Annotated in this window: 18 protein-coding genes; 6 read left to right on the top strand and 12 right to left on the bottom strand. The window is 52.5% G+C overall.

The genetic code is table 11. From position 1 onward, the window contains the following. The first annotated feature begins 33 nt into the window (after positions 1 to 33). From ACJJI7_RS08325 to ACJJI7_RS08310, 4 genes are all read left to right on the top strand, one after another. On the top strand, positions 34 to 1,227 hold the full coding sequence (locus ACJJI7_RS08325) for a saccharopine dehydrogenase family protein (protein ID WP_444902329.1): 1,194 nt from the start codon (positions 34 to 36) through the stop codon (positions 1,225 to 1,227). Positions 1,228 to 1,301: 74 nt separating this feature from the next. Further along, the gene (nspC, locus tag ACJJI7_RS08320; protein ID WP_282953635.1) at positions 1,302 to 2,495 is read left to right on the top strand and encodes a carboxynorspermidine decarboxylase; all 1,194 of its coding nucleotides are present in this window, start codon (positions 1,302 to 1,304) and stop codon (positions 2,493 to 2,495) included. A gap of 69 nt (positions 2,496 to 2,564) precedes the next feature. Further along, positions 2,565 to 3,434: an agmatinase gene (gene speB, locus ACJJI7_RS08315; protein WP_282951841.1), complete on the top strand. Its 870-nt coding sequence runs from the start codon at positions 2,565 to 2,567 to the stop codon at positions 3,432 to 3,434. Positions 3,435 to 3,542: 108 nt separating this feature from the next. Further along, positions 3,543 to 4,217 (top strand): DUF6515 family protein, encoded by a 675-nt coding sequence (locus tag ACJJI7_RS08310; protein WP_020411621.1) that lies wholly within the window; start codon positions 3,543 to 3,545, stop codon positions 4,215 to 4,217. Here the strand turns inward: ACJJI7_RS08310 and ACJJI7_RS08305 are convergent. The 6 genes from ACJJI7_RS08305 to rpsF all read right to left on the bottom strand — a co-directional run bounded on the left by ACJJI7_RS08305 (position 4,207) and on the right by rpsF (position 8,960). Further along, positions 4,207 to 5,298 (bottom strand): winged helix-turn-helix domain-containing protein, encoded by a 1,092-nt coding sequence (locus ACJJI7_RS08305; RefSeq protein ID WP_282951844.1) that lies wholly within the window; start codon positions 5,296 to 5,298, stop codon positions 4,207 to 4,209. The two genes, ACJJI7_RS08310 and ACJJI7_RS08305, sit on opposite strands and share 11 nt — an antisense overlap. 54 nt (positions 5,299 to 5,352) lie before the next feature. Beyond that, positions 5,353 to 6,795 carry a replicative DNA helicase gene (gene dnaB, locus ACJJI7_RS08300; RefSeq protein ID WP_444902330.1) on the bottom strand — a complete coding sequence of 481 codons (1,443 nt, stop codon included), beginning with the start codon at positions 6,793 to 6,795 and terminating at the stop codon, positions 5,353 to 5,355. A gap of 108 nt (positions 6,796 to 6,903) precedes the next feature. Further along, entirely contained in the window at positions 6,904 to 7,350 is a 447-nt protein-coding gene (gene rplI, locus ACJJI7_RS08295) for a 50S ribosomal protein L9 (RefSeq protein ID WP_020411624.1), read from the bottom strand. 37 nt (positions 7,351 to 7,387) lie between these two features. Beyond that, complete coding sequence (locus tag ACJJI7_RS08290; RefSeq protein WP_444902331.1) at positions 7,388 to 8,230, bottom strand: hypothetical protein; 843 nt, start codon at positions 8,228 to 8,230, stop codon at positions 7,388 to 7,390. Positions 8,231 to 8,273: 43 nt separating this feature from the next. Then, positions 8,274 to 8,504, bottom strand: a complete 231-nt coding sequence (rpsR, locus tag ACJJI7_RS08285; protein ID WP_020411626.1) for a 30S ribosomal protein S18 — start codon at positions 8,502 to 8,504, stop codon at positions 8,274 to 8,276. A 12-nt stretch (positions 8,505 to 8,516) separates the two neighbouring features. Next, positions 8,517 to 8,960: a 30S ribosomal protein S6 gene (gene rpsF, locus ACJJI7_RS08280; RefSeq protein ID WP_020411627.1), complete on the bottom strand. Its 444-nt coding sequence runs from the start codon at positions 8,958 to 8,960 to the stop codon at positions 8,517 to 8,519. Between the two features lie 410 nt (positions 8,961 to 9,370). Between rpsF and ACJJI7_RS08275 the strand changes: the two genes are divergently transcribed. Continuing rightward, entirely contained in the window at positions 9,371 to 10,201 is an 831-nt protein-coding gene (locus ACJJI7_RS08275; protein WP_444902332.1) for an alpha/beta fold hydrolase, read from the top strand. A 213-nt stretch (positions 10,202 to 10,414) separates the two neighbouring features. Then, positions 10,415 to 11,218, top strand: coding sequence for an isocitrate lyase/PEP mutase family protein (locus ACJJI7_RS08270; protein ID WP_444902333.1), 804 nt, complete (start codon positions 10,415 to 10,417; stop codon positions 11,216 to 11,218). A 129-nt stretch (positions 11,219 to 11,347) separates the two neighbouring features. On the opposite strand, the gene ACJJI7_RS08265 is transcribed toward ACJJI7_RS08270, so the two are convergent. The 6 genes from ACJJI7_RS08265 to rnr form a co-directional block, all read right to left on the bottom strand. Then, positions 11,348 to 12,628, bottom strand: coding sequence for a hypothetical protein (locus ACJJI7_RS08265; RefSeq protein WP_444902334.1), 1,281 nt, complete (start codon positions 12,626 to 12,628; stop codon positions 11,348 to 11,350). Positions 12,629 to 12,709: 81 nt separating this feature from the next. Continuing rightward, positions 12,710 to 13,258 carry a hypothetical protein gene (locus tag ACJJI7_RS08260; protein ID WP_020411632.1) on the bottom strand — a complete coding sequence of 183 codons (549 nt, stop codon included), beginning with the start codon at positions 13,256 to 13,258 and terminating at the stop codon, positions 12,710 to 12,712. A gap of 60 nt (positions 13,259 to 13,318) precedes the next feature. After that, positions 13,319 to 13,888, bottom strand: a complete 570-nt coding sequence (locus ACJJI7_RS08255; protein ID WP_444902335.1) for a hypothetical protein — start codon at positions 13,886 to 13,888, stop codon at positions 13,319 to 13,321. An 18-nt stretch (positions 13,889 to 13,906) separates the two neighbouring features. Beyond that, complete coding sequence (locus ACJJI7_RS08250) at positions 13,907 to 14,464, bottom strand: RNA polymerase sigma factor (protein WP_020411634.1); 558 nt, start codon at positions 14,462 to 14,464, stop codon at positions 13,907 to 13,909. A gap of 243 nt (positions 14,465 to 14,707) precedes the next feature. After that, positions 14,708 to 15,463 carry a 23S rRNA (guanosine(2251)-2'-O)-methyltransferase RlmB gene (gene rlmB, locus ACJJI7_RS08245; protein WP_020411635.1) on the bottom strand — a complete coding sequence of 252 codons (756 nt, stop codon included), beginning with the start codon at positions 15,461 to 15,463 and terminating at the stop codon, positions 14,708 to 14,710. A 15-nt stretch (positions 15,464 to 15,478) separates the two neighbouring features. Further along, positions 15,479 to 18,217 carry a ribonuclease R gene (gene rnr, locus ACJJI7_RS08240; protein WP_444902336.1) on the bottom strand — a complete coding sequence of 913 codons (2,739 nt, stop codon included), beginning with the start codon at positions 18,215 to 18,217 and terminating at the stop codon, positions 15,479 to 15,481. Positions 18,218 to 18,458 lie beyond the last annotated feature (241 nt).

Below are 18,458 nucleotides of genomic sequence, written 5' to 3'. Positions count from 1 at the left end.
CGGCAAGAAAAGCTGCAGATTGAGGAGACCTTTATGGCCAACGTACTGATCATCGGCGCCGGCGGCGTCGGCCAGGTTGTTGCGCACAAATGCGCCCAGGTTGCGGATGTATTTGAGAATATCACCCTGGCCAGTCGCACCAAGAGCAAGTGTGACAAGATTGCAGCCATGCTGCCGCGCAAAATCGATACTGCCGAAGTAGATGCAGACAACGTACCTGAGCTGGTCAAATTGATCGAGAAAGTGAAGCCGGACATGGTGATCAATGTGGCCCTGCCTTACCAGGATCTGCACATCATGGATGCCTGCCTGGAAACCGGCGTGCACTACCTGGACACCGCCAACTACGAGCCGCCGGAAGAGGCCAAGTTTGAATACAAATGGCAGTGGGCCTATCAGGAGAAGTTCGAGAAGGCCGGCCTGATGGCACTGCTGGGCAGCGGTTTCGATCCCGGTGTAACCAGTGTATTTACCGCCTACTCCAAGAAGCACCATTTCGATCGTATCCAAACCCTGGATATTCTCGACTGTAATGCCGGCGACCATGGCCTGCCGTTCGCTACTAATTTCAATCCGGAAATCAATATCCGCGAGATTACCGCCAACGGTCGCTACTGGGAGAACGGCCAGTGGGTTACCACCAAACCAATGGAAGAGAAACGTATCTTCAACTTCCCAGAAGGTATCGGTGACAAAGACATCTACCTGCTGTATCACGAAGAGCTTGAGTCCCTGTCCAAGCACTTCCCCGAAATCGAGCGCGCGCGCTTCTGGATGACCTTTGGGGAAAGCTACCTGAAGCACCTGGAAGTACTGCAAAACGTCGGCATGACCAGCATCGAGCCTGTGCAATTCCAGGGCCAGGAAATTGTGCCTATCCAGTTCCTCAAAGCTATGCTGCCTGATCCCGCCAGCCTGGGACCGCTGACCAAAGGCAAGACCTGCATCGGCAACATTATCCGGGGCACCAAAGACGGCAAAGAAAAGATCTACTACGTCTATAACACCTGCGACCATCAGGATTGCTACAAAGAAGTGCAGTCCCAGGCGATATCCTACACCACCGGCGTACCCGCTATGATCGGTGCCAAAATGATGATGGAGGGCAAGTGGATGAAGCCGGGTGTATGGAATATGGAGCAGTTGGACCCAGACCCCTTTATGGACGACTTGAATAAGTACGGCCTACCCTGGCAGGAAACCTGGTTGGATAAACCCTTCCAGTAATTGTGCACTTTTCCGCATACTCCTAGGGATGGGCGCCAGTGCCCATCCCGTCGCATCAGGATATAACGCCACCCATGGACCTCACTCCCCGCGTAGATTATTTCGGTCACTTTGATCCCCACCGCGTACCCTCCCCCTGTTTTGTCGTCGATGAAACTGCCTTGCGCGATAATCTGGCAGTACTCGCCGATGTACAGGAGCGCAGCGGAGCCAAGGTACTCGCCGCTCTCAAGGCCTTTTCCATGTTCAGCACAGGGCCGATCGTGGCTGAGTACCTATCTGGCACCTGCGCCAGTGGTTTGTATGAGGCCAGGCTCGGCTTTGAAGAATACGGTGGTCGTGACCAGGGCAAAGAAGTACATGTATTCAGTGCCGGCTACAAAGATGAAGAGCTGCATGAAATACTGCAGTTTGCCCACCATGTAATCTTCAATTCCTTCTCCCAGTGGAAGCGCTATCGGGAGCTGTGCCTGGAAATGCAAAAGCAGCGCCCGGAATTGCGCTTCGGTTTGCGTATCAACCCTGAGCACTCGGAGGGCCACACCGATCTCTACGACCCCTGTGCTCCCTGCTCACGCCTGGGCATAGTGCGCTCCCTGTTCGAAGACGAATCCCTGGAAGGTATCAGCGGTCTGCACTTCCACACCTTATGCGAGCAGGATTTCAAACCACTGGAGCGCACCATCGCCGCGGTGGAGGAAAGGTTTGGCGATCTGCTTCCACAGATGGAGTGGATTAATTTCGGCGGCGGCCACCATATCACCCGCCGCGATTATCAGGTGGATGAGTTGGTTGAAGCCGTGCGCAGCTTTTCCAACAAGTACGATGTGCAGGTTTACCTTGAGCCGGGTGAGGCCATCTCACTATTTGCCGGCATTCTGGTAGCAGAAGTGGTGGATACCGCCTGGAATGGCCAGAATCTGGCCATTCTTGATGCCTCCGCAACCTGCCATATGCCGGATGTCCTGGAAATGCCATACCGCCCTGAAATTACCGGTGCTGCGCGCCCCGGTGAGCTGCCCCACACCTATCGCCTGGGTGGACAGAGCTGCCTGGCCGGAGACAGTATCGGTGAGTACAGTTTTCACGATCCACTCCGGGTCGGAGAGCGCCTGGTGTTCGAGGAAATGGCTTACTACACCATGGTGAAAACCAACACATTCAATGGTATTCCCCTACCTGCCATAGCCCTGTGGAACTCGGAAACCGACGAGCTGAAAATGATCAAAAGCTTTGACTACGACGATTTCAAGGGACGGCTCTCTTAAGCGTCTGCCGATCGAGATTAAGATGCGGTGGGTCTCACAGAGACCCGACCCACTGAGGAACGAAATTTAATGTCAGAAAAAAATTATCCCATTTTTCTCGGCTCCGAAATTGAGCAGCCGAAACCGGAAGATGCGCTCTTTCATATCATCCCTATACCCTATGAAGAAACCGTCTCTTACGGCGGTGGTACCGGTAAGGGCCCAGCCTCCATCCTCGAGGCCTCCTGGCAGCTGGAGACTTTCGATAACTTCTCCAATCCATGTGATCTGGGCATCTACACCCGCCCACCCGTATCGGTTTCCGGTCCTGCAGAGCAGGTGATGGATAATATCGCCACAGTAACCAAGGAGGTGCTGGCACTGGGAAAAATGCCGGTAGGCATCGGCGGCGAGCATTCAGTGACCTGGGGCATTATCAAAGGTCTGCTGGATGCCGGAGAAACTGACTTTGGCGTAGTGCAAATTGATGCCCACGCCGACTTGCGCGATCGCTATGAGGGCCATAAACATAGCCATGCCAGTGTTATGCGCCTGGTGGTAGAGGCCGGTGTGCCCCTGTTCCAGCTGGGAATTCGCGCCTATTGCGAAGAGGAGATGCAGGCGCGCAAGGACTACAATGTGGGGTACCTGGACGCTCACCAGCTGGTACCCAGCAACATACAGGAATTCCAGTTACCGGACAATTTCCCCAAAAAAGTCTTCTTTACTCTGGATGTAGATGGTATGGATCCATCGGTCTTCCCATCCACCGGCACTCCGGTCCCCGGCGGCCTCGGCTGGTATCAAACCCTCAACTTGTTCGAGTCTGTGGCACAGCAAAGAGAGATAATTGGCTTCGATCTGCTTGAATTCGCGCCGATCGAGGGCTTTCATGCCTACGACTTCGCCGCTGCACAGCTAATGTACAAACTGATGGGTATCATCCAGCGCAACCGCTGACCAAGGCTCCACTCCGGCGCTTTGACAATTCTTAACCAATTATCCTGTCTTTGCTGTCAGAATAAGGGTTAGTATGTCGATGTGAGTAATCACTTCGCTGGAGAGACTGTGAACAAGTTGAATTTAGTTCTTGGCGCCAGTGCCTTCATTGCGCTGGCGGCTTTTGCATTTAGCCCCTCTGCAGATGCACGCGGCTATGAGCGCGGGGGCGATCACCACCATCACCGAGGTGGTGGCTACTATCGCGGCCCCCGTGTTTCCGTTGGGTTTATCGCTCCCATATTGCCCAGGGGCCATGTTCGCGTTGCCGTAGGCGGGCACCCTTATTACTACCACGGTGGACACTTCTATCGCCATGGCCCAAGGGGTTATGTCGTCGTTAATGCGCCTCTGGGTGCTTCAGTTGTAACACTGCCAAGTAGAGCCGTGCAGGTTCAAGTGGGGGGGGCGACCTACTACCGATATGCTGATGCCTATTACCAGTGGGTTCCTGCCAGCCGTACTTATGTGGTGGTAGCACCACCGGCTCCCGTCGCTGTAGTACCGGTTCCAGCGCCAGTAGTAGCCGTCCCAACAGTGGCTCCGGCTCCCGCTCCGGCCACAGTTCCCGCCACCCCAAATCCAGGCCCCGACGGTTTTCAGCCTGGCCAGGTAGTGGAAACTCTACCTACAGGTTATGCAGCTGAGATCATCAATGGCATTCAGTACTACCGCTATGGCGGTAACTATTTTATGCCTACCCAGCGCGATGGTCGCGAAGTCTACGTAGTGGTCAAGCTGTAAGCGCTGTTTCGCTTTCCAGCCCGTGAAAGCGGGCAAACTGCCCCAGAGCCCGGTGGTAACTCGCCTCGAGAGACCCGCCGGGCTTTTCTTTCCAGTGCTGACTCTCTACCCGCAACAACCCCGCGTCCCGGTCAGCCTTCAGATCAACGAGCCCCACAAATCTGTCTCCGTATAAAATCGGCAGGCAGAAATAGCCGTAACGACGCTTAGCCGCCGGTACATAGCACTCCAGCTGGTATTCAAAACCAAACAGGCGGCGCAAGCGCTTGCGCTGCAATATCAAAGGGTCAAAAGGCGATAAAAGCCGCACCTTGCGCGATGGTCGCCCCAGGCTCTGCTCCAACTGTTCGGTCAGTACCAGCTCTTTACCATGGGGGGTCAGCTCTCCAGTCGCCAACATGCTATCTGCTGCCAGCTGAATAAGAGGTTTATCTTCCCGGCGCAGGTAGGCAATTTCCTCGATGCGGCCAATACCTTGGCAGCCAAGAAAAGTGCGCACCAGATGGCTGCCATATTCCAGCTTCGAAGCGGCTTGGGTCAGTGTATTTGCCGGCAGTATCCGCTCCGAAAGATCGAAGACTTTTTGAAAGCCCTCACGGTGGCTGACCATCAATTCACCTTCGTGAAACAGCTGCTCAAGGGCTTTCTTTTCATCGGACCACTCCCACCACCCGCTTTTGGTGCGCACAAAATCACTGGCCCGCAAAGCGCCTTCATCACGCACTCGATCCAGCACATAGCGACATAACTTGGCGTTTTTCTCAAACCAGTGGCGCTGGCCCGCGCGAATACGATCCATACGCACCCGCGCATAGGGGTAGTGGGCCATTGGCAGATAGGCGGCGGCGTGGGACCAGTATTCGAAAATTTCGCGACGCTGCTCCGCTTCAGCCAGGTGTGATTCGCGGTAACGGGGCAAGCGAATGTAAAGCTGGTGATGGTGGGCCCTGGTAATTCGCTGGATAGCATCAAGCTGTAAAGCGCCCAGGTGTTGCAATAGCCGTGAAAGTCCCTCATTCCAGGGGCTGTGGATAAACTGTTTCTGCAGCACCAAGGCGCGAATCTTTTGCTCGGATAACAATATATGACCCCCTTGGATCCCGATGCTCGGCAGCCCCAAACTTAGCGGAAGGGATTACTCGCCCTGGTAGTATTCCGCCGCCAAGTTATCGAAGCGAGTATATTTACCGACAAAGGCCGCGCGGCAGGTACCAATCTCACCGTTACGCTGCTTGCCGATAATCAGCTCAGCCATGCCTTTGTCCGGGCTGTCCTCGTTGTAGTACTCGTCTCGGTAGATAAACAGGATTACGTCTGCGTCCTGCTCAATCGCCCCAGATTCCCGTAGGTCTGAGTTCATCGGTCGCTTGTTGGGGCGCTGTTCCACCCCCCGATTGAGCTGCGACAGAGCAATCACGGGGCATTCATATTCCTTTGCCAATGCCTTTAGAGAGCGGGAAATCTCAGAGATCTCCTGGGTACGCCCCTCGGTAGTGCCCTTCACCTGCATCAGCTGCAGGTAGTCCACCATAATCATGGCGGGCATACTCTTGGCCTCTGCATCCTCACGGCTCAGCTTGGGATTCTCACGCATTAATTTATTGATGTGATCGCGCACGGTGCGCTTGGTGCGCGCGCGTACTTCACTGGGACTGAGCGCCGGGGTATCGTCAATATACAGCGCCTTGCCCTTCATCTTCTGCACAGCGCTGGAGAGCTTGGGCCAATCCTCTTCCTGCAGCTTGCCGTTCCTGATTCTCCCTTGGTCGATACGGCCAATGGAGGACAACATCCGCATCACCAGGCTATCCGAGGGCATCTCCATACTGAAAATCAGCGTCGGGCGCTCCTGCAGTAACATGGCGCTCTCAATAAAATTCAACGCCAACGCGGTCTTGCCCATGGAAGGACGCGCCGCGAGAATAACCAGTTCTCCCGGTTGCCAGCCGGAGGTGCGCTGGTCCAGTTCGGTGAGACCGGTGCTGAGGCCGGTGATATCGCCCTCGGTCTTGAATAGCTCGTCGATACGCTCGACAGTCTTCTTCAGCAGGGTATCCACACCGACGAAGCCGCCATCTTTGGCACGCCCCTCGGCAATTTCCGCGACCCGGCGCTCGGCCATCTGCAACAGATCGGCAGAGGCGAGGCCACCGGGGTTAAAACTGGTGCGGCTGATCTCACCGGCAGCGGCGATCAGCTGGCGCAGCATGGAGCGCTCTCGCACTATCTTGGCGTAGGCGACGATGTTTGCTGCGGAGGGAGTATTCTCGGCCAATTCCGCCAGGTAGACAGGGCCACCTACTTCACCGAGCAGATCGCGGCTGGTGAGGCCTTCAGCGAGAGTGACGATATCCAGGGGCTGCTCGCCATCACTCAGCTCGCGCATGACCGCAAAAATCTTGCGGTGGCTGGCACTGAAAAAGTCCTCTTCACTCAGCTGTTCGGCAACGGCATCGATACGGCCCGGGTCCAGCATCAGACCACCCAGCACTGACTGTTCCGCCTCTACCGAATGCGGTAGCGGTGAACTCTCCTCACTGTGGATCTCTTCTTCAGGATTGGCGTATTCGTCGATCATTGGACTTTACTGTATTCCAGAAACAAAACAGGCGCTGACCCGACAGGGAGCAGCGCCCGATTGTAGCGCGGCCGGCGCTCAAGGCACCAACCACTCGTCAGCAAAACCTTACTCGGCTTCGATAACGACTTTAACTGCAGCAATTACGTCAGAGTGCAGCTGTACGTCTACATCGTACTCACCCACTTCGCGCAGAGCGCCTTCCGGCAGCTTCACTTCAGCTTTAGCTACTTCAACGCCACCAGCGGTGATCGCTTCGGCGATATCGCGGGTGCCGATAGAACCGAACAGCTTACCTTCGTCGCCAGCGTTAGCTGCGATGGTAACAACCAGGTCGGCCAGTTTGGTAGCACGGCTCTCAGCTTCAGCCAGCTTAGCGGCAGCAGCGGCTTCCAGTTCAGCCCGCTTAGCTTCGAACTCAGCAACGTTAGCTGCAGTAGCCGGAATTGCTTTACCAGTCGGCAGCAGGAAATTGCGGCCAAAACCGGCTTTAACATCAACGCGGTCACCCACGTTGCCCAGTTTGCCTACTTTATCGAGCAGAATAACTTCCATCTCGGTTTCCTCAATTTCTGTATTGTGCGGTGCGCGCCTACTTTGAGGAGCGTCCGCGAATATCTATCCAGCTATCTACCAGGGCCAATCCACACAGGAATCCAGCCAGGGGCAGCCCACCAATCACCAGCATCACATACATCGCTACCAGGGGAGCTATCCCCCAATTGCGGCTAGCGACCAGCCAGTGAATCAGCGCGATGCCCGCTACCTCTAACGGGAAGGCAATAACTGCTCCCCAGAAGGCATAGCCCGGTGTTACCAGGCAGAGCACCCACAACAGCATACTTACTGCCGCCAACCATAGCGGCAAGCGCAGCTGGTGAAACTCCTGGCGGAAACCACCGGGGTTGTACAACAGCGCCTGCCAGTAGCGCCCCAGTACCAGGGCCAGCGTGGCACTAATTACCAGCACCCAGCTCCAGTAACCGGCGAATTGTAAATCGCCTGGAAATACCTTCTTCAGCTCATCGAGCGGAACAGTGTTTGGTTGTTCCGCAGCTGTCTCCAGTACCTGAAGGAATCCCTGCAGGAGACCACCACTGAAGTAGGAGGTGAGCAATATGCCCACAGCCGAGATTGCCGTTAATGCGAGCAGTGCGGCAACCCAAGAGCGGCTGCTGCGCAGCACCGTAGCACCGCAAAATACTGCTGCAAAAGAGCTGGCGGAAACACCAGTCACCAGGGGAGGCACATGGCCACTCATACCTGCAACGACAACCGATAACAGCGCCCAGGCCAAAACCATCAGGCCGTCACTGCCACCTCGACGTAAACTCACCAGAGCGAGGATCGCCGGGCTTATCACGGGAATCCCCACCATAGTGAGGATTACCGCCCTGACGCGTCCGCGCATAATAAATTCAGCTACGGCGCGCATAGTTAGATAGCTTCTCTATTAATGAGTCTAAGCAAACTGCGGCTTAGGCTTCGTGGCTGTCCGTGTACGGCAGCAGGGCCAGGTAGCGAGCGCGCTTGACCGCAGTGGCCAGCTGGCGCTGATACTTGGCTTTGGTACCGGTAATACGGCTAGGAACAATCTTGCCAGTCTCAGAGATGTAGGCTTTCAGGGTATCGAGATCTTTGTAGTCGATACGCTTAACACCTTCAGCAGTGAAACGGCAGAACTTGCGACGACGGAAAAAACGTGCCATCTGATAATCCCCTTACTCTTCGCTTTCAGCGTTATCGGAAGAAGCTTCTGCAGCGTCAGAAGAAGGCTTTTCTTCTTCAGCGCGCTCGCGACGCTCGGTGCGCTCTGCACGTGCAGCCTTGCGCTCACGGCTCTCTTTTTCCGCTTTCATGATCGGGCTCTCTTCAGTGATCGCCTCGTCTTCACGAATTACCAGATTACGGATAACCGCATCGTTGTAACGGAAGTTGGTGGTCAGTTCCTCCAGAGCCTCTTCGGTGCACTCAACATTCATCAGAATGTAGTGGGCTTTGTGGATCTTGTTGATCGGGTAAGCCAGACGGCGACGGCCCCAGTCTTCCATGCGGTGAACTTCACCACCAGTGTCCTTGATGGCAGCTGTATAGCGCTCCACCATGCCAGGTACCTGTTCGCTCTGGTCCGGGTGAACCAGGAATACAATTTCGTAATGACGCATTTTAGCTCCTTACGGGTTAATCAGCCTTCCGGACAGTCCGGTAAGGCAAGGAGTACAACAAGCACGGGAATACCGAGCCCATTGCGGGCGGCGTATTCTAGGCAGTTGCGGATTTGGTTGCAAGTTGATCAATTACTTTAGGGCAGTGCCTTCGCCAACCCGGTTGCAAGTTGATCAATTACTTTAGGGCAGTGCCTTCGCCAACCCGGTTGCAAGTTGATCAATTACTTTAGAGTGGTACTTTGGCCAGTCCGATAAGCGGTTGATCAACTCCCTGAGCCCACAGCCTTTTGTGGAACTTGCAACTGAAGCACCATTTGCATCGATTAAGCTACTGAAGTGCGCGGTCTGGTCATGGGTTTGCACTGATGAACTGGCATATAGTGCCTCCCATTGAAGGGAGAAGTACCATGCCCCAAGAAACCCATAACCTCACTTTTGGCGCCTTCCAGGTTCCAATCACCACTGTCCACAATGGCGAAGGCCCCCTCGCCCTAGTAATTCCCGCCATGGGCGTCCCGGCTGACCGCTACCGGCTATTGCTGGAGGAATTACAACGGCTCGGTTATAGCACCGCAATCACTGAGTTGCCGGGTACCGGTGAAAGCTTGCCACGTCCTAACCGACATGCAGACTATGGCTACAACGATCTGGTGTTTTCCTTTATCCCACAGTTGTTGGCATTGCTGGAGAAGTCATTCCCCGGTGGTGCCGCCCTGATCCTGGGCCACAGCATCGGCGGCCAGACCAGCACCTTAGCTGCACGAGCCGGCCTCACAGGTAATGCCAGGGTGGTAACCATCGCCTCAGGTCATGTCGACCATCGTAGTTGGCACGGGCTAAGACGCTACGCTTTATTAGCCTTTGCGGCGATTGCCAGCATCACCTCCAGTTTGCTTGGCTACTTCCCTGGCGCACGAATGGGGTTTGGCTGGCGCGAGGCCAGGAGGTTGATGAAAGACTGGGCAAGCTCCATATTCAGCGGCCGCTTCGCTCCAGAAAAGTCGTTTGGTGATCGCCAACAAGCCAAACATCCTACCTTGCATATCGCATTGGCTGGGGACCCCTTTGCCCCCATGCTGGCTGCACGCAAGCTAGCTGCGATTGTCGGTGGCGAAACCCAGGAAATGTCCGCAACCTACCCTAAGGGAAACCCACACCTCTCCTGGATCAAAAATCCACGCCCAATAATTGCAGTAGTGGATAGCTGGCTGGCTCGGCAACCCGCGACTTCCCCCTAATTAAAAGGCAACCCTGCCTGGAGCCATTCGATACTGATTCCAGGCAGGAACTGTTCAGACACTTTTCTAATTACCTGCCTTGAATCCTAAGCGACTCCCTTCCCTGCCAGTTTCTCCTGTCCATGTCCGTTTCTGGCCAGCACCTCTCAAGCTGCCAAGGTATTTTCCCCTCTACCGCCAAACAGGCAAAAAATGATTACCAGAGGATAAACAATGGAAACTACCGACTCAGAACAGTTCAATGCTTTGCACCAAAGCTGCAAGCCTCTCATTTTGCCCAATATTTGGGATGCTGCCAGTGCACAGCTTTGCCAGGCAGCAGGCGCCCGCGCAATTGCCACCAGCAGTGCCGCCCTCGCCTGGTCACTGGGGTACGCCGATGGCGGCAAACTGCCACTAGCGGAGCATCTGGGAGCCATCAAACGTATTCTGCGTGTTTCCCGTGTACCAGTATCCATAGATCTTGAGGACGGCTATAGCGACAACCCCACACAAGTTGCCGAGCTAGTCAGGACCTTAAGCAAACTCGGTGTAGCTGGAATCAATATTGAGGATGGCAACAAAAATCCGCAACTACTGTGTGAAAAAATTACAGCCATTAGATCTGTCCTGCAGAAACGACCATTTTTTATTAATGCGCGCACCGATATTTATCTGAATGAGGAAGATAACAACGAAGATTCACTCGTAGAAGTAACTCAAAGACTTACACGATATCAAACTGCAGGAGCCAACGGCGGATTTATTCCGGGCCTAACCTCTTTGGAGGATGCCCATTACCTCACAAAAAATATCTCTATGCCCCTTAATTTAATGTTGTTGCCGGGAATGGAAACACCCCTGCAATATTGGAAGGCTGGTATTCACAGACTCAGTAGTGGACCAGAACTATTCCTGTCTAGTTATAACCTTTTTTATCAGCTCTCAGGCAATCTAGTAAAGAGTTACTCACCAATAGGAATGTTTGATCATCATCTGGACTATAACCATTTGAATGATGAGGCGATGAAATTATAAAGGCTATCAAATTCGTTCTGAGTACGGATAGCTCTTGAGAAAACCAGCTGCCGACCATTTAATCAACAAGAGTCAGTAGCTGGCGTATCCAATTAAAATATTAAAAGAATTAGGCATTATTATTTTTACTCAGAAGGTATAACCAATCCCGAGACTGAATTCACTCTTATCATAGGTATATACGTCTCGATTTTCTTCATTATCGATATGTTGGTATTTCCCACTTACACTGAAATTGGGAGTAATCCTGTACTTTGCTCCCATCCAGGAGCGGACCCGGTCTGACTCGCGCTGGTAGGAGTCAACATTACCTTGACTATCCGTAATGCGGTTTTTCTCACCGTAGAGGCTGCGACGATATTCGATTCCGGTGGATAAATGCCATTTTGGAGAAATTTTCCAGTCTAGGCTTCCCCCCAGCGCGTGACGTGCAGGGGAGTAACTATAATAATCGCCCCCGATTTTTTCCTGTCCTTCACGGTCATTATCATCGTAACGGTAGAACAATCTTGTCTCAGTAAAAAATACAGGCCGCTGCCAACTAAGTTCAGCGCGCTGGCGCCACCCATCCAGATAAGCATACTCCTCACCCCCTGAGTAATAGCCCGGACTAAATGTGAAACTTACAAGCGAGCGCCCCCAGGCTTTTGCCATCTTTGCCAGCAGTAATGCCTGCCGGCTGACTGGCTCTCCACCTAAGGTAACCATCTCAGCAGCCAGTCCCAGCTCAGTATTCCAACCCAACAATTGACGATCACGGGAAAGAGCCGTACGAACGCTGGCAAGGTCCAAGTTCTCATACTCCTCATATTTTCGTCCAAATCCGTATCCGTGTACCCGCCAGCCATTATTTTTAGTGCCGCTCAGTCGATATTGGCCCCAGGCAAAAAGCTCCGCAAAATTGTCTGCGCCTATCGTTGAATCCGACAAGATTTCATTGTGCAGCGCAAAGGCATTGTCATCGCGGCCAGCGCTTAGGCTCATCGTTGCCAGCCAGGGCAACTCCTTTTCGCCACGATTATCTCCAGCTAAATAATTCAAGCGATGAGCAGCCATATTTCGTAACTTTTCCGTAGCAGCGCCCTCTCGTACAATGCGATAGTGCTTCGCCGCTATCAAGTTACGTTTATCACGCTCTGCAGCAAGCGCCAAATTGTAACGTGCCAAATCTCGCCACTTGGCATCATTCAACAAACCATGAAAATAAATTGTGGCCGCGGAATAGCGTTTGAGCTTCATCAGGGTAACACCGATGTTATACCTGAGCTTTGCGGAATTGTTACCAGACTCCACCTCAACTTCAAAGTATTTCAGTGCTTTTTTATATTTCCCCTGTTTGAATGCTTCAGTACCTGTATTGAAAGATTCTCCAGCCGTTACCGCCAATGGAGAAAGTATCAGCTGTGCCAAAAGCACAATTCCACCCAAAGTATTCCGCACCACCATTTACCTCTATAAGTCCTTTTATTGGCCATCCATGCATTCAATCAACTATGTATCGGAATCCTCTGGCAAGTTCTCTCGAGCCTGCTCAAAAAGAGCATTGAGATCCACTGTAATTTGCTCACGTATATCCGCAGGCAGGCTATCGAGAATGTCCTGCATCATTTGTTCAATGACTCCCTGTATCTCCGCACCAGAGAGTGCGCTTTTTACCGCCTCCTCAATACCCTCACGGGCTGTTTCAGCTGCGCGTAGGGCCTCCTCTCTTGCAGCCTCTGCCGAGAGGCGTGCATTGGCAATTAATTCCTGATGACGAGCCATAGCTTCATTAACTATTTCCTCAAGTTCTTCACTTTCCCGGCCGCCCTCTTCCCGCGCTGCTGCAACAGCGGCCATTACAGCAGCCATGGTTTCCTCGGCAATTTCCTGCAGATTTGGAGGCAATTCGATATTGTTCATCACATCGAGAGCATCCTCAGTTTCCTCGACTACTGTCAACGTGAGATCCAGATCTGATGGCATGTCCTGCCCCATTACCGACCCCGCATGTAGCACTGCTGCTGTGATACCTACCGCTAATAATCCCTTTTTCCACATTGCCCGTTACCTCCGGCTTTCAGATCAGATCCAATAAATTAGTCATCACACTTTCGAAACTTAAAGCTTGGTTAGGTTTTGACGCAGCAATTTGCTGGACCCGCGATATTTAACCTCAACCAAAATTTCTCCCGCCGCTTTTTCATTCGATATTTTCACTGGTAGTGAAAGACGATTCCTGCCGGCAAAAATATCGGTTTCCCACTGCAAGACTCTTCTGTGCTCATAGCCATCGAATGAAACATTATCTGGTAGCACGATACGGATTATTGCTCCAAGCATTTGCTGTTTACTGTGCAGAACAAAATGCACGGAACGAACTTCCGACAACCTGCTTGGCACTGGCTCCTGGGCTGTGTAATTGGCGACAGGAGACTTGATGCCTGGCAGAAGTACAAACACTGTACTCATGGTGAGAAAAATCAGTGCCACTAATCCAAGGCGCACCAGAGAATCACCAACAATTTTCAGCCCAGATATCTCCGCGCGAAATTCAGGACCTCGTTGCTGTAACGCTCTGCGCAATAACCGTATTTCAAAGCCATTATCTGGCTCATCAAGTGGCAATGCACGTAACTGTCGCCGCAATTCATCATCACTTAACAGATTTACAAATTCTCTTTCCTGCATTGGCTTGTCCTCTACCTGTTAACACGGATGAACCTCACCAATGGTTCCCTCAGTAATAATTTTTTTTAATTTTTTATGGGCGCGATGCAAACGCGATTTTACGGTACCAACATTTATGTCGAGGATTTCTGCCACCTCACTGGCGGTGTACCCTTCCACATCGTGTAAAAGCACAACATCACGCCAACCCGGCCCCAACATTAGCAATGCTCGATTCAAAAGGCGCTCAAGATCCAGGTTGCTACAATGCTCAGATCTTCCATCGCTGCAGCTTTCTACATCCTGCAAGTCGAAACTTTCATCAATTGGCGATGCGCACTGTCTGCGATAAAGATCCACATAGCGGTGATAAAGCACCTTGACTAACCAAGGCCCCAGGCGTTCGGTTTTCTCTAGGATCGAAACTTTATTTAACAAGCCAGACAATACATCCTGTACCAAGTCTTCCGCGTCTACACGACTCCCCGTCCAGCGATAAGCCATGCGATACATGGTGCGAATATATGGGTAAACCAGGCCAGAGAAATGCTCCTGGCTGGAACGTTTGTGAAACAATGCTTTTGGCCAGGTGTACAAACCACTACCCCCGGATTTCTTGGATAATAAAATCGCACCCAAGTGCCTACAAAAAGAGTGACACTGCGCAAGTAGACGAAAAAATCGAAAAGCGTTCGTTGTGCGAGCTGTGCAAGAAATCTAGCAGCGTAGAAATAAGAAGTAGGGAAAAGGTATATTTACGCGTGAACTTGGGTGACGAAGGAGGACCCCGGTAGCCTTAGCCGCCGGGGGTAAGTGTGATAAAGGGGCAAAGAGCAGTGCCTAGCTACTGCGTTGACGCACCGCTTCAAACAGGCAGACACCCGTGGCAACTGAAACATTTAAACTGCTAACCTCACCTGCCATAGGAATTTTAATCAGGTGATCACAGTGTTCACGTGTCAATCTGCGTAAGCCGCTACCTTCAGCCCCCATCACCAATGCCAGCGGGCCTGTCAGTTGGCTCTGGTAAACATCCTGCGTAGCCTCTCCCGCCGCACCAAAAATCCACACGCCTGCCTGTTGCAATTGCTGCAAAGTGCGTGCGAGATTAGTCACTGTGACAAAGGGCAGCACTTCAGCAGCTCCACAAGCAACTTTTCGGGCAGTTGGCGTTAGCCCGGCGGACTTATCCTTAGGAGCAATTACCGCATGAACACCAGCTGCCTCAGCGGAGCGCAGACAAGCTCCCAAGTTATGGGGATCTGTTACGCCATCCAGGACCAGCAGGAAGGGTACCTCACTTTCCTTTTCAAGCTGTTCCAACATCCCCATCAGGAATTTTTCATCGTGGACTTTTGTTTTACCAGCACAAATGGCAATAACGCCCTGATGATTCGCACTCTCATCAACTTTTTCATCCAGGGCACGGCGGTCAACAAAGCGTATGGCAATGTCATTTTTATCCGCCTGTTGAATAATTTTTTGTAAGCGTTGGTCTTTACGGCCACGCAATAACATCAGCTCCCGCACATGCTGTGGGGACCCTTTTAACAACGCCTGCACCGCGTGCAGGCCATACACCAGTTCTTGGCTCAATTTAATCCTCGATCACTATTTCTTTTTGCTTTTAGAAGAAGTTTTCTTCTTCTTTTTTACTTTGCCTGCGCGGGTCTTGGCCTTTTCTGCTTTCTGCGCCGCTTTGCGCGCAGCTACCGCAGGGCGCTTCCCACCTTTACGCGTAGGTGTACGCTTGCTGCCGCGACGCTTGACTGGAATATCTGTTTTTTGTTGATCCCCAGCCTCATCATCTGTCTTTTTCCTCGCAGAAGAAGATTTGCACTGCGCAGACTCCTCAACCAAAACGGTTTCTTTAGAGCCAACTTTACGTTTGCGGAAAGGGGCTACCTCCGTAGAGGTTTCCGCATGCTTAGCCCAGGGGTTAGATACTGCTTTACTTCCCATTTTCTTCTTCTGTTTGCTCCGACGTTCTCGCTCCTGCTGGTGCTCTACCGCCATTTCCATCGCTCGAGCACTAACCCTGGTAGCCTCTTCCTTTTTACTCGCCGCTCTATTTTGTTTACTGCGCGGTATCAACCCCTCAAGGATAAAATCGACCTTACGTTCCTCCAGGTCGACTCTTGCTACCTGTACAGTAACCGAATCGCCAAGGTGATATCGCTTGCCACTGCGCTCACCAATCAGCCGCTGATGAGCCTGCTCAAAGCGATAATAATCCTTCGGTAACGCAGTCACATGAATCAACCCCTCCACATAGAGGTTATCCAATTCAACAAACAAACCGAAACCGGTCACTGCACTGATCACCCCCGGGTAGACTTCGCCTACATGATCCTGCAAATATTCACACTTAAGCCAACTAACCACATCCCGTGTGGCGTCATCAGCGCGTCGCTCAGTCATGGAGCATTGCTCACCAAGCTGTAACATCGCTGGCATATCGTAAGGCAGTATCTGCTCCCGGCCGATAGGCTTGGCACCCGGCACTGCATGAACCTTTTTGGCTACAGCTTGCTCATTGGCGCTTCCATTACGAACCAACCAGCGCAGGGCTCTATGCAACAAGAGGTCGGGATAACGACGGATAGGTGATGTAAAGTGAGCGTAAGCTCGATAATCCAAACCAAAGTGGCCGCGATTTTCCGGCTGGTATACCGCCTGGTTCATGGAACGCAGCAGCATCACTTGGATAATATGAGCATCTGCACGGCCCTCAATCTGCTCTAGCAACTCCTGGAAATCCCTGGGCTGAGGTTCGGCTCCACCTGGCAGGCGCAGCCCCAGCTCCCCCAAGTATTCGCGCAGGTTACTGAGCTTTTCTTCCTTGGGAGCATCGTGCACACGGTAAAGTGAAGGCAACCCTGATAGTTCCATCAGGTTCGCCGCACAGACATTAGCCGCCAACATGCACTCTTCAATTAGCTTGTGGGCATCATTTCGCTCAACAGGAATAATGCGCTCAATTTTGCGATTACTGTCGAAGAGAATACGGGTCTCGGTTGTCTCAAAATCGATAGCCCCACGACGGTCACGAGCTCCACGTAACGCCAGATACAAGTCATGCAGGTTATCTAGATGCGGAGTAAGAGTCGCAAACTGCTTGCGCGTACCGCTAGCCCGGTTATCGCGTTCTGCGAGTATTTGGCCAACCTGGGTATAGGTAAGGCGGGCATGACTGCGCATCACACCCTCGAAGAAACGGTAATTAAGAATTTCACCGGTTCGATCAATATGCATCTCACACACCATGCACAACCGATCTACCATTGGATTGAGAGAGCAGAGTCCATTGGATAATTTTTCCGGTAACATGGGCACCACGAAATCGGGGAAATACACTGAATTTCCACGACTGTGCGCCTCCTCATCCAAGGCGGAACCAGGGCGCACATAATGAGACACGTCGGCAATTGCCACCAGGAGCTTCCAGCTGTCATCTGCTTGCAACTCGCAGAAGACGGCATCGTCAAAATCTCGTGCGTCTTCACCATCAATAGTTACCAGAGGCAACTGGCGCAGATCTACTCGCGCCCTCTTGTCCTCCTCCAGCACCTCATCAGCAATTGCATCCACCTCTGCCTGAAGAGCGCCGGGCCACGTATGCGGAATTCCGTAGTTGCGAATTGCGACATCAATCTCCATACCCGGCGCCAAGTGATCACCGAGCACCTCAATGACTTCTCCCTGGGGCACACGGTCACGCCCCGGTTGAGTCACGATTTTCACTACCACATACTGGCCGTGTTCCGTCCCCTCGGCATCCTCCGCCGCCACCATAATATCGAGATTAATACGGGGATTGTCAGGCCGCACAAAGCAGATGCCATTTTCCCGATAAAAGCGTCCAGCCAATTGCTCGGTGTTATGTTTAATAACCCGAACCACCGCACCTTCTCGCTTACCACGAAAACCGCCCGGGGTTTCTCGTACCAGGACTTCATCGCCATCAAATACTTTTCGCATCTGCCGGTGAGATAGAAACAAGTCCGTACCGCCATCACCGGGGATAACGAACCCGAAACCATCGCGGTGGCCAATAACACGACCGCGAACCAAGCTCATTTTATCCAGCACACCAAAATCGCCAGCGCGATTACTGGCAATCTGTCCATCACGAGACATAGCAATCAGGCGACGGCGTACCCCTTCCCGACGATCTTCGTCCTGAAGCTCCAAAAGCTCCGCTACTGTCTCCCAAGGCACAGGTCCAGCCTGTTGCTCTAAAAGCTGCAGTAGAAATTCACGACTAGGAACAGGTTTTTCATATTTCTCCGCCTCGCGCTGAGCATGCGGATCAGAAGCAAGGGGCTCTGAGGTATTCTTTTGTGTCAAAACAGCATCCGTTGTTGAGGTAGCCACCAACTATATGGTGACATCCGGAGGTTATCCGGTTAAAGGCAGGCGGCAGAGATAGAGAGTAATTGATCAAGATTTCGCCGCTATTGCACGCATTATAAGCGATTTCGCCAAATTTCCCCTAGCATCAGATGATATGTTGAAATAGGCGCAACAAAACCGTTGACACCCCCCTTCCGGATCCTTATAGTTCGCGTCCTCAACGAAACACACGTTG

Source organism: Microbulbifer variabilis (assembly GCF_056232115.1).
The sequence above is the reverse complement of the archived record's forward strand: the minus strand, read 5'-3'. Positions and strand labels throughout refer to the sequence as shown.